The 26732-nt window shown below is 38.8% G+C and carries 26 protein-coding genes; 22 read left to right on the top strand and 4 right to left on the bottom strand.

The genetic code is table 11. The features are described 5' to 3' along the window. Nucleotides 1-401: 401 nt before the first annotated feature. The 7 genes from BPR_RS17360 to BPR_RS17330 all read left to right on the top strand — a co-directional run bounded on the left by BPR_RS17360 (nucleotide 402) and on the right by BPR_RS17330 (nucleotide 6257). Complete coding sequence (locus BPR_RS17360) at nucleotides 402-755, top strand: hypothetical protein (protein WP_013282806.1); 354 nt, start codon at nucleotides 402-404, stop codon at nucleotides 753-755. 102 nt (nucleotides 756-857) lie between these two features. Then, complete coding sequence (locus BPR_RS17355) at nucleotides 858-1421, top strand: hypothetical protein (protein ID WP_013282805.1); 564 nt, start codon at nucleotides 858-860, stop codon at nucleotides 1419-1421. 10 nt (nucleotides 1422-1431) lie between these two features. Beyond that, on the top strand, nucleotides 1432-1815 hold the full coding sequence (locus BPR_RS17350; RefSeq protein WP_013282804.1) for a hypothetical protein: 384 nt from the start codon (nucleotides 1432-1434) through the stop codon (nucleotides 1813-1815). A gap of 489 nt (nucleotides 1816-2304) precedes the next feature. After that, entirely contained in the window at nucleotides 2305-5028 is a 2724-nt protein-coding gene (locus BPR_RS20145; RefSeq protein ID WP_013282803.1) for a coiled-coil domain-containing protein, read from the top strand. Between the two features lie 412 nt (nucleotides 5029-5440). After that, the gene (locus BPR_RS21150) at nucleotides 5441-5653 is read left to right on the top strand and encodes a hypothetical protein (RefSeq protein ID WP_013282801.1); all 213 of its coding nucleotides are present in this window, start codon (nucleotides 5441-5443) and stop codon (nucleotides 5651-5653) included. Between the two features lie 14 nt (nucleotides 5654-5667). Beyond that, a complete protein-coding gene (locus BPR_RS17335) occupies nucleotides 5668-5997 on the top strand; it encodes a hypothetical protein (RefSeq protein WP_042258529.1) in 330 nt (109 codons plus the stop codon). Between the two features lie 2 nt (nucleotides 5998-5999). Next, the gene (locus BPR_RS17330) at nucleotides 6000-6257 is read left to right on the top strand and encodes a hypothetical protein (RefSeq protein WP_013282799.1); all 258 of its coding nucleotides are present in this window, start codon (nucleotides 6000-6002) and stop codon (nucleotides 6255-6257) included. 891 nt (nucleotides 6258-7148) lie between these two features. On the opposite strand, the gene BPR_RS21145 is transcribed toward BPR_RS17330, so the two are convergent. Continuing rightward, complete coding sequence (locus BPR_RS21145; protein WP_207636510.1) at nucleotides 7149-7415, bottom strand: hypothetical protein; 267 nt, start codon at nucleotides 7413-7415, stop codon at nucleotides 7149-7151. Between the two features lie 504 nt (nucleotides 7416-7919). Between BPR_RS21145 and BPR_RS17325 the strand changes: the two genes are divergently transcribed. Both BPR_RS17325 and BPR_RS20140 read left to right on the top strand, forming a co-directional pair. Next, nucleotides 7920-8780, top strand: a complete 861-nt coding sequence (locus BPR_RS17325) for a recombinase family protein (protein ID WP_322786867.1) — start codon at nucleotides 7920-7922, stop codon at nucleotides 8778-8780. Between the two features lie 747 nt (nucleotides 8781-9527). Next, a complete protein-coding gene (locus tag BPR_RS20140) occupies nucleotides 9528-11954 on the top strand; it encodes a coiled-coil domain-containing protein (protein WP_013282797.1) in 2427 nt (808 codons plus the stop codon). 354 nt (nucleotides 11955-12308) lie between these two features. Here BPR_RS20140 and BPR_RS17310 read toward each other — a convergent pair whose 3' ends face one another. After that, the gene (locus BPR_RS17310; RefSeq protein ID WP_042258525.1) at nucleotides 12309-12509 is read right to left on the bottom strand and encodes a hypothetical protein; all 201 of its coding nucleotides are present in this window, start codon (nucleotides 12507-12509) and stop codon (nucleotides 12309-12311) included. Between the two features lie 113 nt (nucleotides 12510-12622). Here BPR_RS17310 and BPR_RS21140 point away from each other — a divergent pair, with 113 nt between their 5' ends. Continuing rightward, nucleotides 12623-12937, top strand: a complete 315-nt coding sequence (locus BPR_RS21140) for a hypothetical protein (protein WP_207636509.1) — start codon at nucleotides 12623-12625, stop codon at nucleotides 12935-12937. 32 nt (nucleotides 12938-12969) lie between these two features. Here the strand turns inward: BPR_RS21140 and BPR_RS21135 are convergent, their stop codons facing one another. Continuing rightward, on the bottom strand, nucleotides 12970-13248 hold the full coding sequence (locus BPR_RS21135; protein WP_207636508.1) for a hypothetical protein: 279 nt from the start codon (nucleotides 13246-13248) through the stop codon (nucleotides 12970-12972). A gap of 50 nt (nucleotides 13249-13298) precedes the next feature. On the opposite strand from BPR_RS21135, the gene BPR_RS17300 reads away from it, so the two are divergent. Further along, entirely contained in the window at nucleotides 13299-13601 is a 303-nt protein-coding gene (locus tag BPR_RS17300) for a hypothetical protein (RefSeq protein WP_013282794.1), read from the top strand. 356 nt (nucleotides 13602-13957) lie between these two features. On the opposite strand, the gene BPR_RS20500 is transcribed toward BPR_RS17300, so the two are convergent. Further along, on the bottom strand, nucleotides 13958-14266 hold the full coding sequence (locus BPR_RS20500) for a hypothetical protein (RefSeq protein WP_013282793.1): 309 nt from the start codon (nucleotides 14264-14266) through the stop codon (nucleotides 13958-13960). Between the two features lie 197 nt (nucleotides 14267-14463). On the opposite strand from BPR_RS20500, the gene BPR_RS20495 reads away from it, so the two are divergent. From BPR_RS20495 to BPR_RS17245, 11 genes are all read left to right on the top strand, one after another. After that, complete coding sequence (locus tag BPR_RS20495; RefSeq protein WP_013282792.1) at nucleotides 14464-14799, top strand: hypothetical protein; 336 nt, start codon at nucleotides 14464-14466, stop codon at nucleotides 14797-14799. A 1254-nt stretch (nucleotides 14800-16053) separates the two neighbouring features. Then, complete coding sequence (locus BPR_RS17290; protein ID WP_013282791.1) at nucleotides 16054-16950, top strand: recombinase family protein; 897 nt, start codon at nucleotides 16054-16056, stop codon at nucleotides 16948-16950. Next, a complete protein-coding gene (locus BPR_RS17285) occupies nucleotides 16872-17633 on the top strand; it encodes a recombinase family protein (RefSeq protein WP_081441831.1) in 762 nt (253 codons plus the stop codon). Before BPR_RS17290 ends, BPR_RS17285 begins: the two co-directional genes overlap by 79 nt. A gap of 176 nt (nucleotides 17634-17809) precedes the next feature. Beyond that, entirely contained in the window at nucleotides 17810-18379 is a 570-nt protein-coding gene (locus BPR_RS17280; protein ID WP_013282789.1) for a hypothetical protein, read from the top strand. A 12-nt stretch (nucleotides 18380-18391) separates the two neighbouring features. Continuing rightward, a complete protein-coding gene (locus BPR_RS17275; protein ID WP_013282788.1) occupies nucleotides 18392-18844 on the top strand; it encodes a hypothetical protein in 453 nt (150 codons plus the stop codon). A gap of 106 nt (nucleotides 18845-18950) precedes the next feature. Then, nucleotides 18951-19193, top strand: coding sequence for a hypothetical protein (locus tag BPR_RS17270; protein ID WP_013282787.1), 243 nt, complete (start codon nucleotides 18951-18953; stop codon nucleotides 19191-19193). Nucleotides 19194-19223: 30 nt separating this feature from the next. Continuing rightward, the gene (locus BPR_RS17265; protein ID WP_013282786.1) at nucleotides 19224-19460 is read left to right on the top strand and encodes a hypothetical protein; all 237 of its coding nucleotides are present in this window, start codon (nucleotides 19224-19226) and stop codon (nucleotides 19458-19460) included. A gap of 484 nt (nucleotides 19461-19944) precedes the next feature. Further along, a complete protein-coding gene (locus tag BPR_RS17260; protein WP_013282785.1) occupies nucleotides 19945-21060 on the top strand; it encodes a phosphoadenosine phosphosulfate reductase domain-containing protein in 1116 nt (371 codons plus the stop codon). Nucleotides 21061-21405: 345 nt separating this feature from the next. Continuing rightward, nucleotides 21406-22812: a Wadjet anti-phage system protein JetA family protein gene (locus BPR_RS17255; RefSeq protein WP_013282784.1), complete on the top strand. Its 1407-nt coding sequence runs from the start codon at nucleotides 21406-21408 to the stop codon at nucleotides 22810-22812. Then, on the top strand, nucleotides 22802-23476 hold the full coding sequence (locus tag BPR_RS17250; protein WP_013282783.1) for a DUF4194 domain-containing protein: 675 nt from the start codon (nucleotides 22802-22804) through the stop codon (nucleotides 23474-23476). The genes BPR_RS17255 and BPR_RS17250 overlap by 11 nt, the downstream gene beginning before the upstream one ends. Then, nucleotides 23433-26732, top strand: coding sequence for an ATP-binding protein (locus BPR_RS17245; RefSeq protein ID WP_167531182.1), 3300 nt, complete (start codon nucleotides 23433-23435; stop codon nucleotides 26730-26732). The genes BPR_RS17250 and BPR_RS17245 overlap by 44 nt, the downstream gene beginning before the upstream one ends.

Raw genomic sequence — 26732 nt, 5'->3', positions numbered from 1 at the left:
TGTGCTAAAATGAAAACATATCGGAACCTTGAAAACTGTATATATGAGGTTGCACCACGAATCTAATAAACCAAGAACCTGTGGTGTGTAAAATATACAAGGTGTTTAGTTCCCAAGCGCCACAAGCGCATATATAACACTTAAAGTATGCCGAAGGGGTTCCGCCCCGACGGAGTAGTGGCGCCGTGAACGTGCCTTACTATACAACTTTGGTATTGTAGAAACCATTTCCGATGTCATCGGTATGGTAGTTCATAAATCCCTTGGAATTGAATATTCAGATAAAAAACTAAATATAGTTAGTGTAAAAAGCATCGCCTTGTGCGGTGCTTTTTTGTTTTTGCCAAATAAATCCATACCCTTATCAAGAAAGTGTATTTAAAAGAAAGGAATAAGGGATTATGGTAATAAAAGTAATAACAGATATAACAGAGATTGACGAGATGGAGTTTGAAGACTGTGATATGCACGAGGCAAATCCGGATCTTGGTGAGGATCGCATACTTATTGAGGGCCCATTATATCGTCTTAAGGACACAGATATGATCATTGCGGAAGGCACTTACTGCAACTGCAATGAAGATGGAGAACTAGAGCCGGACTTTAGTGTATCACTTCTTTATAAGGCGGAGGGCGAGCCTGATCTTGACGCTCCTTTATACTGGGAACAGGATCCGCCAGCAACTATGCTGCATAACTATATACACATGCAGGGCTTTGAAGAAATTTCAAAAATTGAAAAGTTAGTCGCATAAGTTATTAGACAGGTATTTGCAAATACCTGTCTTTTATTTTGCTCAGATAATTCCATATTTTAATTGTTAAATTTTATGTCGGTTAAATGAAAGGAGAACAATATGTATAGTTTATTAGAAAGACAAAGAAAGTTCGAGAAAGCTCTCGAAACTGTCGAGAACACAAAAGGTGTTTTTATGCTTGATAAGTCAAATGATGGCTATCACCACTTTTCTTTTATGTATAGAGGCTATCGCGTTTATGTAGAAAGAAATAGCGGATGCATTGACGAAAAGCGCCCTGGAGATCTCATTTTTGATCTTTTCCGTATTCTTCCAGATGGTTGCACTCAAACTCAGATTACATATTTCAATAATTTTGAGGATCTGTCATCTGTCGATGATATTATCGACAACAAAAAGTATGTATGTGAAGGCGAGTGTGATATCATTCCTCTCCATTTGAGTAAAGTTAATAAGAGAACTGCGGAGATCATCAGAAATGTTGTTAGCAAGGATGGCGGAGAGAGAGAAAAAAATGTTCTTGTTGGAAATTTCTTCTGCACAATTGGTGATACTTGGAATGATGAGCACATGGTTGTTGATGTGTTCAGAAGCTACCCTGAAGAGGATGGCTACTTCGATGGTTTCTCTGTTGATGTTCTTAACAGAAGAATTTGTGCATAAGGAGGAAATTATGATTATCAAGAATATTCAGTATCTTAGGGAAATGGATACTGCTCATGAAGAGTATGATTATGAGGAGTTTGAAACAAATCCTGGTCTTGGTAAGGACCGCATTATTGTTACCGGGCCTCTTTATCGCCTGAGAAACACCAATCTCTTTGTTGCAGAGGGAACATACTGCAATTTTGATGAAGAAACAGGATGGCTTGAGCCCGACTTTGGGGTATCACTTCTTTATAAGTCAGTTAACGGAGAGCCTGATCTTGATAGACCGCTTTACTGGGAGCAGGATCCGCCAGCTGTAATGCTTCATAATTATCTGAGCGTTTTGGCTGGAAGAGAAGATGAAGAACAGGAAGAAGATATTCATATGCTCGAAAGATTTGCAGCTTAAAAACAAAATGACACCTCGAATGAGGTGTCATTTTTTATGTGCAGAAAACTATTATTTCATCAGGCATTTCTATAATTTTACTATAACAACTTTGTTTGTTATTCAAACAGCTTAATGAAACAATCAATATTTTGTTTTTATGAACTACCAAGACCGATGTAATCGGAAATGGTTTCTACAATACCTTGCGGTATAGTAAGGCACGTTCACGGCGCCGCTACTCCGTTGGGGCGGAACCCCTTCGGCATACTTTAAGTGTTATATATGCGCTTGTGGCGCTTGGGAACTAAACACCTTGTATATTTTACGTGCCATAGGTTCTTAGTTTATTAGATTCATGGCACAACTCCATATATACAGTTTTCAAGGTTCCGATATGCTATATATTCTAGCACAAACATGTGTTTGCGTAAAGGTGATTCATCCCACATCCGATTTCATCGAAAGGGGTTTTCTCGCTAAATTTTATAAAAGGAAGGTGACAAAGTAATGCAAAGAAAAGACACATCTAAGAGAACTCTTGCTATCGTAGCTGCAGCTGCGCTTATGATTGGTTCATTCGGAGGGGCAGCAGGTTCTACCGCTTATCGTGCAATAAATGATAAGTCGAAAGAAACTGCTATTGCCAAAGATAGAGTCGTAGAAACTCAGGATGAAATCAAGACCATCACGCAGCAGTATGTAGAAGAATATTTATCTCAGGATCCTGATGTGCAGAACGGCATTATCAAATCAGATGATGTATCAGAAGACCTTGCGCAACGTGCCGCTGAGATAGTTACCGCAAATCTTATAAACGGTTCCTATGAAGGGATTGTAACAAATACAGAAATTAAAGCACTTGAGGCGAAACTTACAAAGCTTGTAGGTTCATACGATCTTACAAATGAACAGACAAAGGCTTTATCCAAATCCGTTGCTGCTATTATAGAGGCCGATCTTGATTCTAAGAATACAAAAGCAACAGGCGAGACTACTCTTTCAAAAGCTGTACTTGAAAATATTGATGCTCTTGAGAAAAGAATATCCGCAGTAGAAGCAGATGTGACAGAGTTAAAAAATACCGTTTCCTCTATTCAGAGCGAAACAGCATCCCTGAAGAAAGATACAACAAAAACAACTATTGATTACGCTTCTTCATCAACAGTATCCGACCTTCAGACCAAGTATAATAATCTTCTTGAAAGATACAATAAACAGAGTGAAACGATAAATAATCTTATTAAAGAACAAGGCTCATCTTCTTCAGTAAATACCAGTGTCATTTCAACGCTTCGTTCTGAAATCGCTTCGATGAAATCTAGCCTGGATTCCCTTAAAACTAGTCTGCAGGGGCAAATATCTGCTCTTGAAGCACAGATTGAAAATATCCCGGAAGATGATGGCGATAACAGCGAGGAGATTGCGAAACTTAAAGAGTCTGTTACCGCAAAGGAGGGCGAGATTACAGCTCTTAAAGAAAAGGCTACATCCCTTCAGGGACAGATCGATAGCATGGTAAGCGCTAATGCTTCCTCAGAAGCGCAGCTTCAGGGAGAAATTGACGAGCTTAAGACTTCTGATGCACAGAAAGCATCTCAGGAGGATGTAACCGCTCTTGAGACAGAACTTGGTGAGACACAGGCTAAACTTGCCCAGGCTGAAGCTGACCTTATTGCTGCAAACACAGCAATCGGAAGCCTTGAAACAGCCACCGGCTTAAAAGCTGACGCATCTGTTGTCGAGACATTAAAGGAAAGCCTTGAAGAACTTCAGGGTACAGTATCTGATATTGATGATAAGAAAGCTGATCTTGAGACTCTCGACAACATGCTTTCCGGTATGGTGACAGCTCTTGGTGGAACTACAGCTGCAACTACAAACGATAATGTAACGGCTATGACAGCTTCACTCGCATCATTAAAAGAGACTGTGTCTGGTTTAAGCTCAAGAGTCGGAGCTCTTGAAGTTAAGCTTCAAAATGTTGGTGATAACGTAACTATTGGCAGTGGGGCAAATGTTGGTCCAAATGTAAATATACCTTTTAGTTTTGGAGAAGTGAATGGGCAATACGGTTATTTTGACAACAACAATTCATTTATAGGCTTTAAATCCCAGACAGATATAGACAGTGCTGTTTCAGCAGCAAAAGTAGGTACGGCTACAGCTGCGGATGTACTCGAAGGTAAAACATTTACAAACGCTGATAGCAGCGGCATTGAAGGAACAATGAAAAAGACTCCGGCAGCTACATATACACCTGGCACCGCGGACCAGACAATTGCCGCTGGCACATATCTTTCTGGCGACCAGACTATTAAAGGTGATGCTGACCTTAAAGCCGAAAACATCAAAGCAGGAACATCGATTTACAATATAGATGGCACATACACAAATGATGCGACGGTTTCCGCGGCTCAGATACTAAAGGGTTATACTGCGTATGTAAAGGGAAGTAAGATTACTGGAACAATTGAGTCTTTAGGTACTAAAACTTATACCCCAAGTTATACAGATCAGACTATTGCTGCTGGGCAATTTTTATCAGGCGTTCAGACGATTAAGGGCGACAATAATCTTAAACCAGAAAATATCGCATCAGGTATATCAGTTTTTAATATAAAAGGAACATATACAAGTGACGCAACAGCAACTGCAAAGCAGATTCTTACAGGATATACAGCATATGTGAACGGAAGCAAAGTTGCAGGTTCGATAAAGATAAACCCCGAAAAAGTATATGGAGCTTATAAATCTACAACTAAGGTAAATGCAGTTACTTCAGGTACAACAACTTTGTCCGATATTGTCCTGGGAGCAGGCAGCCAGATTACGCTTCCTGCGGGCTTTTATGATAAAGATACCGTGGTGAAAAATGGAGTACCATCTGGAGGAACTGGCGACACAGGCACTATCACATTTACTGGTGATTACTGGCCAGACCAAACTGTTACAATCAATGTAGGGTACAGACCGAGCATTGCTTTTTACTGCTTTCATCAAGGAAATGGTGTACAAATGGCTTATTACGATAGTAGTGTAAGCACTACGGAATATTATGCTATAGGAGGTGTTGGTGGGGGATATGCTCCGGCAGTTCTTGGATACCCTTATACGCTAAATCCAAATGGCTACATGTACATAACCGATACGGGATTCCAAGCCAAAATGAGTGCATTGTCAGGGCACTATCAAGGTTCTAGTTATAAAGCCCATTGGGTTACTCTAAAATAAGGTATTATTTGTAGGAACTCTGTCTTTGGAACCCTTTACCCCAACGTATTCTAGGGTTGGAAACTATGGCCAATACAGCGGACTAACGGTTGGTAATATATACATATTAGGGCAAACCAATCCTACAGTACCTAATTATGAACTACAAGTAATATCTGGTTGCGAAATCTTATCCCAAAAGGCAGGAACTGCGAGTGCGGGTGGTGGATATGGTTGGGCTATTATAAAAGCTACAGCAACATCATGCCAACTGTATTACTTTGAAAACTTTTCATCCATGTGGATGAAAATAGTATTATAAGAGCGAACTGATTCTTTTCCAGCGGAAGGATATGGATTTATTTTAAATTACAGTTCAAGCCCTCAATACTATCAAATACAAAACGGTGTAACAGTAACAACACCTTATAACATGTATAATGCAGCAGTGTTTAATACATCAAATTTAAGAAATTTCACCTATACTCAAGGTGGTGGTCAAGGAAGTCATGTTGTAGGAGTTAAAGGTGAATCTATTACAGATTTAGGTTCTGGAGTTACATTTTCAAATCTAAATTATGATATGATTTTTTCATTCCTTGGGCATAATAGTGGTACAATTTTTTACCACACATTTACGTGGTGATTTTTTGAGGAACATTGTCGGATGTCGGAGTGATAGCCAAGTCTACAGGCGATGTCATGAACGGTCGTGTAGTAATTGGAAGTATGGTCAATAATGCAGCAATGTTTATATCGACCATATCTGGTATTTCCTGTGGCAAAGCTACCGTTACTGCTAATTCCAATTTTGCTATTACGGCAAATCAATCCTGCACTGTAAAAGGTTGGTATCAGAATGTTTCTGGCGCGGTAATATCAGTAAACACAAGCCTTTCCGCAGGACAGACCTATAATCTTCCTTCATGTGGTTATAACTCCACTTATAGCGTTTATTGGTGGAAGCCGTTTTTTGTTTATATTGAGTGATTATGGATAGCTTACCGTCATTCAATCAATTTAAACTTATATTTCCAGCGTATACTGAAGCGTTTAAAATCAATGCAAAATCAGCATTAGAAATATTGTTTGTACCAACAAACACAATTAAAAAAGTTGCAACTGGTGGATATAGAACATATGCAACTGAACCAAACGATATAATAGTTGTTCCCCAAGATAATACTTTATTTCGCCAACCTAACTACAGACCAATTACCAACCTTAGCAGAAAGCAAAAGTTTAATTGATGTGGTAGATGAAATATCAATGGGTGTATTCAAACTCATCGCATACTGTGCGCCATCCAAGAATATGAAAGTAGAAGCATCACTAGATTGAGATGTAAGTGTTGCTGTTTTAAAGTCCATATCTGAATTTGAAAACGTAACTGATTGATTGTTCCATGTACCTGAACCGCTATCTCTAACCAAGGTAAAATCTAGCGTTGACGCAGTTCGTTTTGATAAGACGCAAATTATTGGAATACAATAAGGTCACATATTAGGTTCTGACCACCGTTGTTATTCTTGCTGAATACTTCAGAGTTTGATGTTAGATCACCTATGTATACAGCAGTTCCATTAACCCATCCTTCATTATTTTTAACAGGCGCTAATGAATACATTGCTGTTAAATAACTGCCATTCTTCTGAACAATCTGATTGACATTAGTGTCATAATAAAAAGAGGTTCCACAGATAATCAGATACTTGCATCCGCTATGGTTCTCTACTGTAATAGAGTGAGCCGCAAAAACCTGTAAGCATCAATAACCGTCAGAGTTCGTTGAAATCAGACATCTTTTAACGCCATATAAGTTCCGTAGTACGTACTTCCACCTATAGTAACTTTTATACTAAATCCACTAGAAGTTATATTGAATGTGAATGTATTACTAGCAGAACCTAGACTTGCTGCTCCACCAGACCATCCACCCGCATAACTAGAATGTATCCACATGCCTGGTAGTAGATTTGCATTATATGAAAGAATGGCATAAGCACCATTCAAGTAATCAAGGCGTAACATAACCACTTTAGGCTGAAAACCAAGATTTACAGTGACAGGAGATGTTGATGTATTAGGATCAGGTATAGTAACTGTGCCTGTTTGTGCAGTTCATTTGAATAATACCTTAATTATTCAATCCACAACTGTGACCAATAGCCACCACCATAGTTATAGTAAGAAAAAGAATCCGAATCAGTTTTTATAGTTCCTGTGAACACATATAATCGAGTTATGCTAGAAGGAGCATATACATAATTAGTGTGCCCATTATTGTAACTACAATCATAGTAAGTTCCGGTTAGCACTGTTCCGTTTTGAGAATATGTGAGAGTATAACCCTCCACAGTATACGCAGTAATAACAAACTTCTTGCCTTTGTATCCGTTGATTAACATTTCTGGAAATGATGAACTAGAAGTACTTGGATAAATATAGTAAGCTGTGGAATATTGCGCAGTTCGCTTAAATACTACTTACGTTGTAGGTAATGGTTCGGGAGTGTAATAAACTCTGCAATTACAATACAGATAATATTCTCCGCCCCATCCCGCGCTACATGTTAATGTCCCTGTAGAGGAATCATATGTCCAAGTGGGAGTTGGATCACCATAAGAAATATTATGTGCAGCTATAGATGTAACTATGCAAAAGAAATTATCATGTGTCGCACTTCTGTAAGCAGAAACTTTAGACTTTACATCAAAAGAACTACTTAGCGAAAACGTTCCGATAAAGATATTTTGTGAAGTTCGTAAAAATCATCCTTTTGCAATTCACAAACAAATCTCCATTATTAAAATTCAACGCCATAAAAAATCATTATGTTTATTTCCCATTTTCATAGTCCAATTGTTTTATTTAATACCTCCAAATGAAACTGTTATAATCCTTTGAAGGAGGTGGTTTATTTGAAACAAGAAAAAATCGTGGTCGGGTACGCTCGCGTCTCTACACAACGACAATCTTTACGGAGACAAATAGAAAATCTAAAAACAGCCTACCCCAATATTGTTATCGTAGCAGAAGTCTATACCGGAAGCACCGACAACAGACCAAAATGGAAAAAACTGATGAGGCAGTGCCGAGCGGGGAATGTGAGTAAACTTGTTTTTGATGAGGTCTCGCGTTTTAGCCGAAATGCAGAAGAAGCCATAGTCGAATACAAAGAGTTGTATTCACTTGGGATTGAGCTTGAATTTTTAAAAGAGCCTCACATCAACTCGAAGATCTATCGTGATGCTTCTGAAAGAAAGATTGAGATATCAACAGATTCAATGGATAGCGAAACGGCGCAGCTTATCAACACAGTTATCGGAGGGCTTAATGATTACCTTCTATCAGTTGCAGAAAAGCAGATATTTTTAGCTTTCGACCATGCGCAGAAAGAGAGGGAACTATTATCCAAAAGAACATCAGAAGGACTAAAACAGGCAAAACTCATGGGAAGTAAGGTCGGGCGGCAGCCTGGACAGAAGCTTATTACCAAGAAGCAAAAGAGAGCCAAACGTATCATACGAAATCATTATGAACTGTTTGGAGGCGAGCTTACCGCAACGCAGTGTTTTACGCTTGCTCAAATTACAAAATCAACATTCTATCGGTATCTAAATGAGATGAGAGAGGAAGATAAGGAAAAGGGCATTATATGGGATGATGAGATAATTGCAGAAAAGATAGATAGAGGAGAAGCTGATCCAAAGAAAATCATTCAGGTAATTAAGGCCAACAAAGAAAACAATATGACTGGCAGAAAATTATAATTGAAAGTGCCTGTTTCCAACAAAAAAAATTTAGACTGGCAGAAATTATAAGTATAAAGTCATATCATTGACGCATATATCATATATTTCAGAATAAAACACCGGTTTTGCCTGAGGCATATGATATGTATATCAAAAAAGAGGCAAAGATAATATTTCGGACCATCAAATGAACTACCACCACCGATGTTATCGTAAATGGTTTTTACAATATCTAAGTGATATAGTAAGGCACGTTCACGGTGCCGCTACTCCGTTAGGGCGGAACCCCTTCGGCATACTTAAAAATGTTGTTATATGCGCTTTTGGCGCTTGGGAACTAAACACCTTGTATATTTTACGTGCCACAGGTTCTTAGTTTATTAGATTCATGGCACAACCTCATATATACAGTTTTCAAGGTTCCGATTGACTTATTTTATCACGAACAGCCGTTCGCGTAAAGGCGTTCCATCCCCACAACCGACTTCATCGGGAGGGGTTTTCTCGCACGATATTTATAATTACAGACTATTCTAGCAACACATTTACCGTATTGCAGGAAATTAACAAGATGACATCTCAAAAGAGGTGTCATTTTTATATGCCAATATTTTCTGCACAGGTATAAGGCTTTATAGGTCATGTGCAGAATAATTGCCACGATAAAAACAATTTCTAACCACTCCATAATAACTTTCGGGCGTTTGAAACGCACTATATACGCAACTTATGAATTTGATTTATATGAAGGAAGGCAACTTACCGATGAAAAAGAAGGACGTTTCTAAGAGAACACTTATTATTATGGTGGCAGCAGCACTTATGCTTGGAAGTATCGGCGGAACAGCTGGGTCAGCTGCTTATAATGCTATAAGCAACGAAGCTGCTCAGACTGCTTTGGCAAAAGACCGGGTAGTTGAAACTCAGGATGAGATTGAAGTCATTACAAAACAGTATATCGAGGATTATCTTGCCAAGGATACTGATACACAGAGTGGCATTATTGTATCTGACGGAGTACCAGCAGATATTGCACAGCGTGCTGCTGAGATTGTTACTGCAAATCTCATCAATGGTTCATACGAAGGTATTGTAACTGACGCTGAGATCAAGGAGCTCGAAACAAAGCTTACCAAGATGATAAGTTCATATAGTCTTACTGACCAGCAGACAAGGGTTTTATCAAAGTCTGTTGCGGCTCTCATTGAAGCAGATCTTGATTCAAAGAATAAAGAGGCGGCAGGAGAGACTTCTCTTTCAAAGGCTGTACTTGGCAATATTGAAGCACTCGAAAAGAGAATTGCTGCAGTAGAGGCTGATGTAACGGAACTTAAGAATACTGTTGCAGCTATTAAGAGCGAAGGCGCATCTCTTCAGAAAGATACAACATCTGCTACTACAGATTACGCTTCCACATCCAGCGTATCTGACCTTCAGGCAAAGTATAATGACCTTCTTGAGAGATATAACAAACAGAGTGAGACTATCAATAATCTTATTAAAGAGAATGGTGAAGCCGCATCAGCCGACGCAGAAGTCATTGCTGCACTTCGCTCTGAGATTGCTTCAATGACCGCTTCTCTTGATACGCTCAAAGGAAGTATCCAGGGACAGATAACAACCCTTAATGCGCAGATTGAGAATTTGCAGGGTGACAATTACGATAATAGTCAGAAAATAAACAATCTCAAGACAGATATGCAGAAAAAAGAAGGGGAGATTACAGGACTTAAAGAGAAGATTACATCCCTTCAGCAGCAGCTCGCTCTTGTAAAACAGAAAAATGAAGAATCTGAAGGAAAGCTTCAGGAAGAAATTAATGAGCTCAAGACCTCTGATGCTGCAAAGGCATCTCAGGAGGATGTAGATGCCCTTGAAGAAGAGTTAAATGAAACAAAAGAAAAACTCTCTGCTGCAGAGGCAGAGGTAGTTGTAATAAATACTGCCCTTGAAAGTATGCAGGGCGAAATAGATACTAAGGCAGACTCATCCGTTGTTGAGACATTAAAGGAAAGCCTTGAAGAACTTCAGGGAACCGTATCTGATATTGATGATAAGAAAGCTGATCTTGAGACTCTCGACAACATGCTTTCCGGTATGGTGACAGCTCTTGGTGGAACCACAGCTGCTACAACAGAAGACAATATCACATCCATGACAGCTTCACTTTCTGCCCTTAAGGAGACTGTTACTGACCTTAGTACAAGAGTAGGCGTTCTTGAGAACAAGGTTAAGGGCGTTGGAGACAACGTTACCATCGGAAGTGGAGCAAACATTGGAGCCAATGTAACCGTTCCATTCAGTCTTGGCGAAGTAAATGGTAAATACGGATACTTTGATAAGAACAATAAGTTTGTGGATTTTAAGTCGCAGGCTGACATAGACAGTGCCGTCTCAGCTGCGAAGATCGGCACAGCCACAGCAGAAGACGTACTTGCCGGCAAGACATTTACTAACGCAAGCGGTAGCGGCATCACCGGTACTATGAAATCAACAGGAGCTGCTACATATACACCCGGTACCGCAGACCAGACAATTGCCGCTGGTTCATATTTATCTGGCGCTCAAACTATTAAAGGCGATGCTAATCTCGTTGCAGGTAACATAAAGGCAGGCACAACAATCTTTAACACAAAGGGTACGTTTACAAGTGATGCGACTGCAGCTGCTGCCCAGATTCTTACTGGTTACACCGCTTATGTTAATGGCAGTAAGATCACGGGAACCATGAAGAAAAACCCAGCAAAAGTATATGGCGCTTATAAATCTACATCTAAGGTAAATGCAGTTACTTCGGGCACAACAACTTTGTCCGATATTGTCCTGGGAGCAGGAAGCCAGATTACGCTTCCCGCGGGCTTTTACGACACTGATACAGTAGTTAAAAATGGTGTCAGTTCTAGTGGAGCGGAAATAGTCCTTATTGCATCATTTGACCAAAGGAGCCCTACATACAGTGGGAATGTAGCATCTAAGCTGTCAAATTATAAAGAACTTACAAATAAAAACTTTTTCTTCGTATGTACTAACGGTTATGGCGGAAACAATTACGCAACAACCAAATACTTCACAACTTCAATATCATATAATTCTAGCACTGGAGCGATAAGTGTTGTCCATGGGAACGGCTCTCCGGGCGATGGAGCTGGAACCGCAGGTAAGCTTTATTATGCATCTGTTCCATTACCGTAATACTCAATGGCATATGACTTAAAGGAGGCGCGAAAGCAAACGCTATATTTAACTGTTCACAATATGGCTCCGAGTCATGGTCTTCAAGCGCATACTATAATCTCGACACGGGCAAAAGTAATTTCACTGCCAATTCAAGCGGATTTACAAGTACCAGCGACGGCGCAACGGGTTCTTTATATCATAATGGAAAACAAGGCTATGCCACGTTTAATGCAATTCAGGGATGCACTATATACTGGACGGGATATGGCACAAAAGGTTCGCTTACGCTTTCTGCGGGGCAATCTACGCAGATTGGCACATCAATAGGTTTATCTATCGTTGTTATTCTTAACTGATTAAATCCTGTGATTATCTAACTACAAGATAACCGTGTCCGCCGCTATTTCCAGTGGCAGACCATGAATATACCAAATAATCGGCATTTACATTTGCTCCTGAACGTGCAGAAGAAATAATGCTGCCGTTCTTTATCAAATAAAACAAAGAACCAAAACCTTCACCACCCTCATTTATCGAGTAACTGAAGTTTTTATATTCAGAAACATTCATAATGATCTGAGGATTTCCACTGATAGTACTACCTTTGCTATATGCTATAAAACGACCATTCTGAAAGTAGTAGCCCGGTTTAATAAAACCGTCTCAGTAAAACCGTATGATTTATGGGAGCTTCTGCAACATACATTGGAGCGCCTACCTCATATAGTAATTACACAGCTTCTTGGAATATCAAATCTCAAAGCGATTATGCATCATTGACAGTTAATAATTTTGCTTTCGTTATGGGTTCGTATTCAAAGACCAGTTCATACTCAGGATTACAATTACCTTCCGATACAGCTTATGTAAGTCTGAATATGTCGTGTTCTTATGATAAAGCATCAGGCGTTGTCTCCGTATACATTCGTGCCAATAGTTGGAGTGCCACTGTTGGGCCTGACAGCTCTTTCCTTAAGCTTTATATCGTTAGAAGCTAATTATTCTTATAGAATAATTCATCAACCACAGTTTATGGCAGTGGAGTTTCGGTGTAATAAACAGTATAGCTGGCAGATGCCTGGGCACTTCCACCCGTTGTCCTTGAAGATGCGCCAACAGTAACAATCCCGGTTGTCGCGTTGTAAGACACATGGTAGGAAGTGTATGCATAATGTGAGCCGTCACTCCATCCCGTTATTGTTCCAGTAACAAGAAAGAAATTTTTGCTAGTCAAGGAAGCATATTTATCAGGATAATTGGTTTTCATGTTGTAACCATTGCTAATCTGTACTATTTTGCCTCCTCGCATAAATCATACGAATTTAACGAGGCGCTGGCAGCGGAGTAAGTATTCTTGGAATGTCATATACAGGTTCTATTTGGGGTGGTGCGGGAACAATAGGACTTACAATGAAACTTACAGATCCTTCAAAGAAAACTGTGACATTAACAGGAACTGCTAATGGTTTATACGGTAGAGGTAATTGGGGATATTCTAATTGCACAGTAAAGTCAGCTCCAAGTCCATATGCTACGTCATGGACAGTGGTTGTCAATGTCACAGACCCTGAATCTAATTTTGGAATATCTATTGGGACTAATGGCGACTCAGATAAAGGAAACGGTTATCTCGCAACAATCAGCTCAATATCAGCAAATTAAGCTCGTTTTTGATTTCTGATTTTATTTTATAACTAAGTAAGCATGAACATCAATGTTGGTAGAACGTGCGCTATTCGAGCCGTAATAATCACTTCCGTTTGAAACCCACAAGTTATACCTAGCAGTTAATGTGCCAGTATTACTATTATATGATTTTGTCTTGCTGCAACTTGCAGAGGCGGCGACAGACGAAATATATACGCCACCACCTGAACCTATGCTAGTATTGCTTGGTATTTCAATGATGAAATTGTCTTCCGTAAATGATTCATATCCATCATAACCCGCCACACCAAATGTGCTACCAGTTCCTAAATCTATAACTTTTGCGTCACCTCGTACAAATCTTACGCAAATTAAGCTGGTGGTAATGGCTCTGATATGTAATAAATGTATCCGCTACAATATAGAGGATACTCTCCTGACCAACCTGCACTAACTGACAATGATCCTGATGATGCGTTGTATGTCCAAGATGGAGTTGGATTGCCATAGCTTATGTTGCGAACAGCCATACCAGTAACTGTACAAAAGAAGTTATCGTGTGTTGCATTTGCATAATCTGCAACTTTAGACCTTACATCGAAAGTTCCACTAAGGGCATAATAGCCTATACAAATGACTTCGTAGCTTGTTCCTCGTCTAAAACATACAAATATTCGCATTTAGTTAACTGTAAAACTTCTTGATGCGTTGTAATACGCAACTGATTCATTGTCATAGTGCACATTAAATGAGAGAAGAGTTTTTCCTTGGCTTGTTATTGAAATGGTTGATGTGACATGCGCAGCACCGCCAGCTTCACTCAAAGTAGTGTGCAGGTTCACCGAACATGTTCCTTCTCGTTAAATTCGTATGATTTATGCGAGCTGTCATTGATTTAGGCGTGGGCCAGTCATTTGATGTGTCATCGCATACAGGATATCGGTCACTTACTGCAAATGATTTTATTATAGGTCTTGCCACTAATACTGGAAATAGAAATGGGCCTATTGTTGGTAATGGGGTTGGAGAAGTGGAAATGGGAAGGGGTGCTATATCAATAACAAAATCTTATGATAATAGCACGGGCATTTTAACCGCTTATTATACTCTTGCAATAACCACGCTAGGCGGTGATTATCCTAACTGCGACCCCGTCACTTATACAAAAACTAATAATTATAAATTAAATGTTAGGGCATATTTGATTGAATAACTATAAACAATACCAATGCCGTAAGCCCTAGTAAGTTATTGATAGACTTCCGCTAATTCCGCCATCGTAAGCAGTCCCACTCAAGGATATCTGCTTGATATTATTCAAGCTTACTGTTTCACCATTAGACATATTTGTTCCATTCACCCTTACCGAGCCGCCATTCGGGGCGGAATAAGAGCATCTTACCGTTGCATTTATTGCCGTGCTGCTGATTGTAAATGTTTGAGTGAAACTGTTACCTGAAGAACGACCAGGAAAGCCAAATGATACTGCGGACAAACCCCCGCCTCCATAAAACCGTATGATTTAGCGAGAAATCAAAGGATTTCATCAGTTTGTTCACCAAATAGTGAATAATCAAATAATCAATGCGACTCCGAGGAAATATATGTGTGCGCGGAACAAGCCGGATATTATGATTCTGTGTCATGTACGCCAGGTGCAGAATGGGTTTATATATCAAGTCCAAACACACATATGAGTAATCCTTACCGCTGCTACACATGGACATTGAAGGCAAGCTCGACCACGATTACATTTAACGCATTATGGACAAATAATGCAGTAATACTGGAGTCTGATGATTAAAAAGCTTCACTAGTGATAGAAGAAATGTAATACGCGGTTGTGTAATTCATGTACCAGCGGAACTCTTTTGATCTATTTGTTGGCGTAAGCTTGACAGTGTATGTTCCGTTGCCGCCACTCCACTGTGCTGTACAGTTAGAATAATTCCATGATCCGATACCCCACGCAGTCGAATAAGATACTTTTAGTATTACGCCGTTAACATTACTATCGGTAATAGTAAAACCTTGTCCGGCAGACTGACCAACGCCACCATAACATGTAAATGCAGACCAGGTTATGTCGTAACCCTTACCTCCTTAAAACCATATAAACCCTTGTACAGAACAAGCGCTTGATCTTCTCAGTAATAATTTCTGTACAAAAAAAATAAAATGGATAAATAAAGTGAGAAACACTTGATGTAAATAAGCGAAAACGTTTACTAAACTTCCCTCTAAATCGTACAAATAAAACCTAACGATTTCTAAAACATACAAATCCTGCAAAAGCCGCTTAAATGCTGATAAATATTACGTTGGCATATTTAACCCACAGCATGACATGTAAAGAATAAATGACATGAAATATACGTCAGCTTCACAAAAATAAAAGACAAGCTAGTCCATTTGACAGTCCATGAATTTCTCTCTACAATCTGGCACGACAAGGAGGGCGTATGTTATGAAGAAATTTCAGATAGCATATATAAGGGTATCGTCGGATCAACAGGATGGAGCAAGACAAAAGGTTAATATTCTCTCAAGATGTCCTGATGCACTTGTTGTGGAAGAAACCTGTACGGGGAGAACTATGGATCGCCCTATGTGGAATAAGATAATACAAAGTGCAGAAGGCGGACATATCTCTGATATATGGTTTGATGAGCCAAGCAGGATGGGAAGAACAGCAAAGGAATGTTTTAACACTTATAAACATCTATATTACGATCTGAAAATCAATCTCCATTTCATTAAAAGCTCCCACATAAGCACAGATGTATACCAAAAAGCATTAGAAGGCAGCATTTCAGCCATAAAAATAAAAAGCGGGGATAACTGTGCAGACAGAATGATAAATGCGATAATGAAGGCCATAGAAGATTATCAACTAGATCTTATTGAAAAACAGATATATATGGCATTTAAGCATGCCGAAGATGAATCCAACAACCTTTCTATGAGGGTAAAGAGTGGGATCGCAGAAGCCAAGAAAAGAGGAGTAAAATTCGGAAGAGAAAAGGGCGCTCATTATAAGTCGAAATTGGAATATATGTCCATGCCCCTTATCATCAAATATTACCGAGGATTTGGAGGCTATTATAACACTGCGGGTGTGGCAAGGATAATCGGAGCAACGATACCCACAACGCGGAAATATATCGATAATATCAAAGTCGAGCAGGGAATACTGACCAAAGAACAGGCAAAATATGCCGATAAAAAGCCCTTCAATGTAAGGCTTACTGATTCAGAAAAGTATTACGAAGAAGCAAACGTTATATGGGAGCAAAGATACAAAAAGAGTTTAAAGACGGACAATCATCTACCAACCAAATATGTACCCATTATATCTACGTAAGGGTAAGTACAAAAGAACAGCGTACCAGAAGGCAGATATCCGACATAAGAAAAATATGCCCCGAAGGGATCGTGATAGAAGATAATGTTTCCGGTATGACCATGAAAAGACCAGGCTGGCTTAAGCTAATGAAAAAGGTTGATGCAGGGAAGGTCACGGATATCTATATGGATGAACTGTCAAGAATGGGGCGTTCAAAAGAAGAGGGCTTTCTTGCATGGATGTCTCTTTATGATAAAGGAGTAGCTCTTCATTTTATCAAGCAACCACAGGTTGACACGCAGACTTTTAAAGTAGCAGCAAGTAGAAGCATAAGCATAAATACAGAACACCTTCCAAGCGCAGAAAAAGAGCTCATATCCTGTATAGTAAAAGCTATCAACAGATACATGCAAGAACTTGCCAAACTTCAGGTATACAGAGTATTTGACGAGGCTCAGTTTGAAAGGGACATATTATCACAAAGAACATCTGAAGGCCTTAAGATAGCAAGGATAAATGGAGCGCAGATAGGAAGAAAGCAGGGCTCATATATAAGCACTAAAAAGGAAACCAGTTCCAAAAAGAAGATAAAAAAGCTGTACAAGAAATATGGTGGCCCGCTTTCTGCAACAGACTGTATGAGAGTATGCAAAATAAGCAGAGACAGCTTTTACAGATACATTAAGCAAATGGATGGATGAGGTTACGCAATACCCACCGCCCAAGGGCAGTGGGTTTCCGCCTACGACAATCGAAAGGATTTTATTTATGAATATTATAAACAGCTTTCATATACTTATGAGAGCTGTTTTTATTATGTTCTAAACAGACCATATTCATAGCAGTTAATTTATGTCTGATTATGAAAGGAGAACATATGGGAGCAATAAATTATGGAGCATCTTATATCTTTGTAGATACTAACGGAAAGAGACTGTGGAATCAGGATATTACTATCGGTCTTAAACCTACGAGCGATTATAGTGATGAAGAAAGTGGTTTTGCTGAGTGGCTTGAATTGCAGAAGGAAGACGATGGAGAATTTGAGTGCGATCGCTCAGATTATAATGGAGAGCAGGATGACCATATTCGCGAAAATGTAGAGGAATTTCTTGAAAAAGCTAAGATGCCTGAACACTACAGTATTTCTTTAGAATCTGGTTATTATGAAGGATTTTATCTTAATATTGAAAACGATATCCCTTGGGTTTTTGATGACAGTAAAGAGAAGCAGGAATATCAGAAAGATATCACCCTTTTAAAGTCTGTTCTTGTGAACCTTGTTAAAAACATTGGTCTTACTGTTGTACATCCTGGCTGGTGCATGGGTTATGCGGATCAGAAGGATGCTATCGGCGAGCTTAATGAGTTTATCAAAAATCTGCGCAGTGAAGTAAATTCTATAGAAACTTACAGTGTATATAACAAAAGACACAGAGCTGCTTAATGGAGAATAAATATGAGCAAATTTAAGGTAATCAAAGTCACAACAAAAACCGGATTATGTCTTCAGGACTATGGGGCTGATATCGAAGATAATTTCATGGTATCGGATACCCGAGACAAATGTCTAAATGGAATCAGAGCTGATCTCAAAAAGCTCTTGCTAGATGATAGCAAGTATGAGCTGATGCTTAATGGCTTTGATATTTCGCACGAATATGAGTTGGATGAGTTGATAGATATTTTGTGGGATGCAAAAGCGTTTGGACATTTTGATGAGCAGAAAACTATTGAATGGTTTGAGTCAAAGTTGCCTGATGACGATGACAAAAAGCGTCCATGGCTCATAGAAAAGCTTATCGATAATATAGATTTTGAATCCAATCCAGCACGTATTGTAGTGAGAATTGAAGAGGATGATCTATATAGTACCGTATCTGAAATCACTTACCAGTTATTTGAGATTTAATCTGCAGCGCCGGCACATTTATATATGTGCCGGTGTTTTTATTTTGCTTAAAACATTCCATAGTAAAACAGTTACTTTTAATGTCAGATAAAGAAAGGAGAAAAACATGTTGTTTGAATTCGGCCGCGAGGAAGCGGATAAGTATGGAGCAATCATTAAAGAAAAGCTTTCCGGAACAGTGATCTCTAAAAGGATCTGCGATGATGGGAAGCCAGGAAGTCTTAGATATGAAGCAGAAAAGCTCAATATTGAAGGCTTTGATCACTTTACTTTGCTTCAGGCCCTTGAGGGCATGATCCGCAAATCTATGGTAAAGGAAGTAGACGATAGTCACTATCTGGTACTGTAATAGCAGCTTTTGTTTAAGAAGGAGAAAAATATGAATAGATGGATCTGGGGAGAAGAATCTGACTATCCCCATTCAAAGTGTCTGATCAATATCGACCAGATAGCTGTTATGGATCCGATGGCACATACAATCTTTGTAGGTGCGATTCATGGAGAAAAAGCAGGTGTATTACACCTTACTAAGGAGAGCTTCGATAAGCTCTTCGATGTTGTTACTAAAAACGATGTAATTTATGAAACTAATAATGATTTAATAAGAAAGGATTAACACAGATCCCCCGTAAACGGGGGCCTGTAGCGCTCTCCGGGCGTCATTCATCTTATATGCCTAACCAGTATATAAAGATGGACAGATGGCAGAAATAAGCCTATTAGCACAGCTTGTTTCTGGGAGTTAAAAACAGGGAGGATCTTGATCCATAGCTTAATAGCTATTGTATAATCTGTGGTTTAATCCTTATTAGGAAATCGCAGACATACATTACAATGAACGTAACGTACAGAGGAGAGTTTTACTTATCTTGCAGGATAAGAAAATAGATTATCTTTATGATTTTCTGGCCTGACATGCCCGCAGAACGTGCGACGATTTTGATCAGGGGTAATCAATATTAAGTAATCTTGTTCTTTCCAAAAGGGTGCATCAGCAGTCATTGTTCCACACGTTAACGAGGGTTATCTCGTGTAGTGTGGTTGTGTTGAAAACTTATAACGAATTAAAGCAGCTTAAAAGTCCCTCAGAAGAGGAGTTTATGTTACTTGATAGACTTCAGAAAATTGAATCTGTCATAAATCAGTATGGCGAGGATAAATTCGCCATCAGTTTCAGTGGCGGGAAGGACTCGACCGTGCTCTCAGCCCTGGTGGATCTGGCTTTAGGACCTCAGAATTTAATACCTAGAGTCTATGTAAATACCGGCATAGAACTCCACATGGTCCGCGATTTCGTCTTTGATATGGCAAAACACGATAAAAGAGTTGAGATCATCAAGCCTCAGGTTCCCATTAAACCTATGCTTGAAAAAGAAGGATACCCTTTTAAGTCAAAAGCTCATGCGCATTACGTTGATAGATATAATCGTCTCGGCATGTGCGATTCAATAAAGTCATATCTTGGAGAAGGAAAGTGGGGACCAAAGTATTGTTGCCCTAAGTCTCTTAAATACCAGTTTACACCTGAATTTAAGGATAGACTTAAGCTTTCAGATGCTTGTTGTCTCAACATGAAAGAAAAGCCACTTATCAAATGGGGAATAGAACATAACCGCCCTATTTCAATGGTTGGAGTCATGCGAGATGAAGGCGGACGCAGGGAACGTGCAACGTGCCTTGCCTTTGAAGGAGGTAAACTTAAAAGATTCCAACCTCTTAGTGTTATCACTAAGGAATGGGAAGAATGGTTTATCAAAGAGTACAAGATTGAGATATGTCCAATCTATCTACCCCCGTATAACCGCACCAGAACTGGATGTGTCGGCTGTCCGTTCTCTCTTGACCTTGAAAATGCTGAAGGAACAGGAGAGCTTCAGATGCTTGAAAAATTCTTCCCTGCGGAAAGAAAGCAGGCAGAGATCATTTGGGGTAAGGTCTATGACGAATATAGACGACTCGGCTATCGACTTAAGGATGAACAGAAGACTAATGTCTGGATAAGATTTGATGATATAGCTGCTTATAACAGCTTTAAGAAAATCTTTGAACAGATTACTTCCATGATACCTCAAGGCGAGTCCAACTGCTATATCTATCTTGAAAAGGAGCATGTATATAAGCCAATCAATATTGATCCTTACTACATAGCCTCCCTGGCAGATAAACTTGCAGGAACTTTCGGCTCAGAAAACATTGCTTTAAGTAGTAAATCATAATCTAGTATAGACGTCCCTTTTGGGGCGTCTATTTTTGTGTCCAGATTAACGGACAGTATTATCCCTATAATAGAAATTAGGTGAAAATTAGGTGATATAAGCTGTATTTGCATTGGTTTTTAAGGAGATTATCGAGGATGGAAAAACTGATATTTTGGATCAAAAAATGTATATATGGAAACAATAAATACTGTAAGCATTTTTGCGGAACTTGTGAGTTCTATGAAGTTTGTAAGAGAGATGGAGACATGGGTTAAAAATTAAAATAATTTCCTACATGAGCATACTTGCTATTGGGCATATCTATCGGCATAATGTAAGAAAACGTGGAAAGGGGTAAAAATTATGGCGCCGAATGTATTTAACCGAATACCGCCAGGATTTTTTAATCTGTTATCGAGTGGTAGCGATTATAAGAATAATGCCAGTTGTCTTCTCGAGATATATTCGCAATACGACATGGAGGTTTCTTACCGAATTAGCCGTAAGCAGCTTCGAGATGCTTTGTCAAGTTATATTTTTGAAAATAATCTGAGCTTTTCGGAAGAAAACTCTGATGAGAAAATCACCGATGTTGCAAACAGCATAATTCGAAAATTTACTGATGAGGACTGCGGGTGGCTAATAGAAGAAACTGATGATAGTACATATGAAAAATATATTGTGATGACAGAAGCAGGGATTGCGCTCGCTGAATTTTTAATTACTCTGGAACAGCCTGAAAAAGTTGAGTACTCTTCTTACATTTACAATATTTATAACACATTGATGAATCCTGAACAGTGGAGAGCTGACCCATATGTAAATGCTATAAAATCCGTTTATAACAATTCCAAAGCATTATCTAAATCATTAAAAAGACTATCTACATTTATCCGTAAAAAGATAGAAGAACTGACACGGGAGGCATCGCTTGAAACGCTAACAAACCACCTTCTTGAATACTGCGACGGTGAATTTATTAGAGAATACGCTCGTCTTACCAAACAACAGAATATCCATATGTACCGCAGCTATATACGCGCAAAATTAAATGAAATGATAAATGATCCTGAAATACATGAACTTTTAATCTATGGCTGTGCTATCGAGGAAAACATAACTGAAGATGAAGCTGAAACAATGATTATTGATATGGTAGATAACACTAAGAAATTTCTTAATGAAGATTATGATCGCATTATGCGCGATATCAAGCACAAGATCAATACACATATTCATATTGCAATTGGAAGAATCCGTTTCATATGCAATAGCGGTAAAGATGCTCAAGGGAATGTTGAACAGGTGCTAAAAATGCTCAGGGTAAGTATTGACGAGGGAGACCTTCTTGATGTTCTTCCAGATGAGATGATAAATCTGTACAGGTTTGATAAGAATGAGTATATAGATACAGCGTCACTATATCCCTTCCGAAAGAGCAGAGCTATTAAAAAGCCTATTACTACAGATATAGAGGTGCTTACTGAACAGGATAAGGAAGAAGCAATTTCTGAACTCAAAAAACAAGCTTATAACCAGTTTTCCAAGAGACGCATGAAGCTATATCTGGATGAACAAATGAAAGGGAAAAGCGAGCTTGATAGTTCGCAGCTTCCGCTTTCCTGCAAAAAAGAACTTCTTGCCAATATTGCTGCAGTAACCTATTGCGAGGAAAATGGATACGAAATAACCGTAGAAGATGGATATACAGAAGCAAATGGCATGGTTTTACACCGATTCAAAATAAGGAGAAAAAAAGATGGGGTTTGAAACGGAATGGGATATTTACACATCAAACGAAAAGGAAATTTTTAAGCGTGTGTGCCGAAAACTGTTAAAGAGCACTTTTATAGTTAAAGAAAAAGATGATGAAAACAAAAAGCTATATGCTTTTGCTGTCAAAAATGAAGAATTCTTAAGTTTATATCTAGGATATATGGGCTTTGATATAAAAGTAGATAGGGACAATGGCGTTGCCATGGTAGTTAACCTTGGGAACTCAGATGATTCGAGCAAAATACAAGCCAACAGATTAAAACTTCGTAAAGCAGATACAGTGGTTTTATGTTGTCTTTGGACAGTATACCTTGACCGTATACGCAGGGGTAATCTTTCTAAAGGAATTGTAGTTTCAGTCATAGACCTAAAGCAGGAATTAGAAAAGTATGGATTTAGGGATGATTTTGATGGGAAAACACTGATGGCAAAGATCCTAGATCTTTTTAAAGCATATAATTTAATCGATGTATCAGGAAAACTCGGAGATCCTGATTGTAATATAAAGATTTATCCATCTATACAGTTTGCACTCGATAGCGTAGAGTTTCAGAATTTGGTCGAGGAAAATGACAGGAGGATAAAGTCTATAAAACTTGCTGCAAATGAAGAAGATGAGGAAGATGAAACAATGGGGGAGTCAGAATATGACGAGTAATCGCAAAAGCGCCAAAGGAATAAAACTTATTAACTGGGCACAGTTTTTTAATCCTGGGACAATGAAAATAGAGGGTTCTGCACTAATTACCGGGCGAAATGGAACTGGAAAATCAACTACCCTTGATGCGATAACCTACCTATTAACAGGAAATACGCAGTTTAATATAGCGGCTAAAGACAAAGACAGAAGCGTTGTAGGATATGTGCGCGGTGATACCCGTAGCGAAGGCGCCGACAGATATTTGCGCGGCGATATGGATGTAGTGAGTTATATAGCTATGGAATTTGATTCTCCAATGGATAATTCGAACATGGTTGCATTTGTATCTATCGAGCTTAAGAAGGATGAGTCGAAAACGAATTCTTACTGGTATGTCGCAAAAGACACGACTCTTTCAGACATTGTATTTGCTGAAGAAAAGGGCGGCAAACTATTAGTCTATCCTAAAAACCAAATTACTATAAAAGGAAAGCATATCAGCAGTAAAGAATTCATGGGGAAAGAGAAGGGAACTAGACAGGTTCTTCAAGCCATGGGACTTAGATGCGATGTCTCGAAATACAGATCTAAATTAGTTAAGATGATGTCATTTGATCCCGAGAAGAATGTGGATAAATTTATCCAGGAATGCGTTCTTGAAGAGGGAAAAGTGTCTTCTTTGGATGAACTCAAAGAGCAAAGAGCTAATTACGAAGAAATTCGACAGACATATGAGGATATGCTTGAAAGCAAAAAGACCTTGGAGCACATTGAAGAACGTACAAGGGAATATGAACAGAAATATTTGGATTATAATAAGCGCCGACTGGTATTAGGATACCAAAAATGGAAAGGTGCAGTACAAGCAATAGAAAAATTAAAAAATACAAAAGGCCAAGAGGAAGCAGAGCTTGCCTTTTTGATGGAAAGGAAAGACAAAAAAGATAAGGAACTAGATGCGGCCAGGCAAAAACTTGAGGGATTAAGCAATAGCAGAGATTATCAAGATATCAATACTACTCTTAAAAGGTTTGAAAGCCAGATCGAAACGCTTACAAAAGAACAAGACATTCACTCTAACTCGGTTAAAAAAGTCGAGGCTCTTCAAAGATGGGTTGATGAGCTGATGCAGGAATATTCTGAAGAATTAAAGCTAGATCTTGAAGTGAAAGACGAGCTTACAAGTATTTCGTCAAAAGGTGATGCTACAAAGAAAATTGCTGCTTTTTATACGTTATCTAGCGAAATTAGCCATATCTGCGAAAATAAAAAACTAGCCCAGCTTAAGAATAAAGTTCAAATTGAAAAAGATAATGAAGCACTTGCTCAGAAACACAATGAGAAAAAACAGCTGGAGGGAAATAAACTTGTTTTTGATCCTGGATATGAGAAAGCTAGAAAACTTATCTCGGATGAGCTTAAAAAACAGAATATTGATACTGATGTGAAGTTTTTTGTTGAGCTTATTACAAATGTCAAAGATAAAAAATGGAGACGTGCTATCGAAACATTCCTTGGCGGAAAGCGTTTTAATATAATAGTCGAGCCAAAGTATACAGAACAGGCATTAAGGATTATAAACGACAACCCCGCAACTAAAGGAAAAGTTATTATCGCAGACAGGCTTGAACCTACAGAGATAGTAATCGGTTCTGCGGCTGAACAGCTGGAGATCATCAACCCCACTGCACGTATGTATGCTAATTATTTGCTTAATGGGATCCATTTATGCGAAACAGTAGAAGAACTCCATGATTATCCCAAAGGAGCTATTATGTCAAATGGAATGCTCGCAAAGGGTTATGCAGTTGGAAAGATGCAGATCAATAGTACAAAATTGTTTATTGGTCAGGATGCTATTAAGCTTCAAATAGAAGATCTGACAAAAGAGATCTGTATGCTTGAAGAAAATGTTGAAAGCCTTACTTCGTTCAATGAATCGCTAAATGCAGAGGTGGATAGTCTGCAAAAATATTCATTAAATCAGGATGATTATGATTTCGAAGCTGTTAATGAACTTGCTACTGTAAAGGAAAGTTTAAGAGCAGTAATGAGAGATAAAGAGAATTATGAGAAAGACCCAAGCCTGACCGCAATGTTAGAAGCGCTTAGCAAAGCTAAAAAAGAGTTTAACCGCTTAGAAGAAGAAAAAGGCGCTCTATACAGGAACATAGGTGGTGTCGAAAAGGAAATTGAGAGAATTCAGCGGGAAATATCATCAAAAGAACAGTTGCAGGATTTGGTTAAAAAAGAATTTGAAGATGAGTGCAAGAAAATGCCAGGGCTCAAGCAGCCGGCTATCGATATGTATGAACAACAGATTCATAAAAAGGAAACTGCAATCACCGAAAAAACTGTGCGTAATAAAGAAATTGAGCTGAATAATGCCATTAAAGACCTGGAGAATGCTCATTTACAGTATTGCAAAATAAATGACACGGATATTCAGATGCGAGGAGTGTCATTTATTGGCTATTATAGAGAGCAGTATCGTAGTCTTGCGAATGTTCAGATTGAGGAAGCAAAACAAAAACTGGAGAAACAAGGAAAGAGACTCCAGAGCGCTTTTGTAGGAGATTTTGTAGCAGAAATAAATGAAGCAATAAATAACGCAAAAGAGGAAATTAACAGAATAAATGACGAATTAAAAAAACGACCTTTTGGAAATGATGTATATAAGTTTGAAGTAGATGATAGGCTTGATTCAGAAGGGAAGGCTCTGTTTTTTAAGATATGCAAGCAGATGCAAGATTATATCAATAATTCAGAATATTATTTGAATTCCATCAAGGACGATGAGAGCAGTGAGAACGATATTAAGGAATTTATTGATATAGTACTTAATGAAGAAGATGAAACAGAATATACCGATTATCGAAAATATCTTACTTACAATATGGAAATTAAGAGTAAGAAGGGAGATGAAGAAGTTAAATCTTATTTGTCGAAAAAACAAGGCTCTGCAAGTAATGGGGAGAAACAGACCCCATACTTTATTATTTTGGCAGCAAGTCTTCTTCAGCTATATCCTAAGGATCGTAGCAGTGCCCGCCTAGCATTTATAGATGAGGCGTTTTCTGCACTTTCCCAGGAACGTATTGAGCAGATGGTAGACTATTTTGAGGCTAATGATTTTCAGGTAATTTATGCTGCGCCTCCGGAAAAGATAAGCAGTATAGGTTCTCGGGTGCAGTCAACTATCACATTAACATCTAAAGGGCGTCAGAGCTTTGCAGTAGAAGGGCTTGTCCTAGATGATGAAGAGGATTTCTGA

It is taken from the genome of Butyrivibrio proteoclasticus B316, assembly GCF_000145035.1.
Classification (GTDB): Bacteria; Bacillota; Clostridia; order Lachnospirales; family Lachnospiraceae; genus Butyrivibrio; species Butyrivibrio proteoclasticus.
The sequence above is the reverse complement of the archived record's forward strand: the minus strand, read 5'-3'. Positions and strand labels throughout refer to the sequence as shown.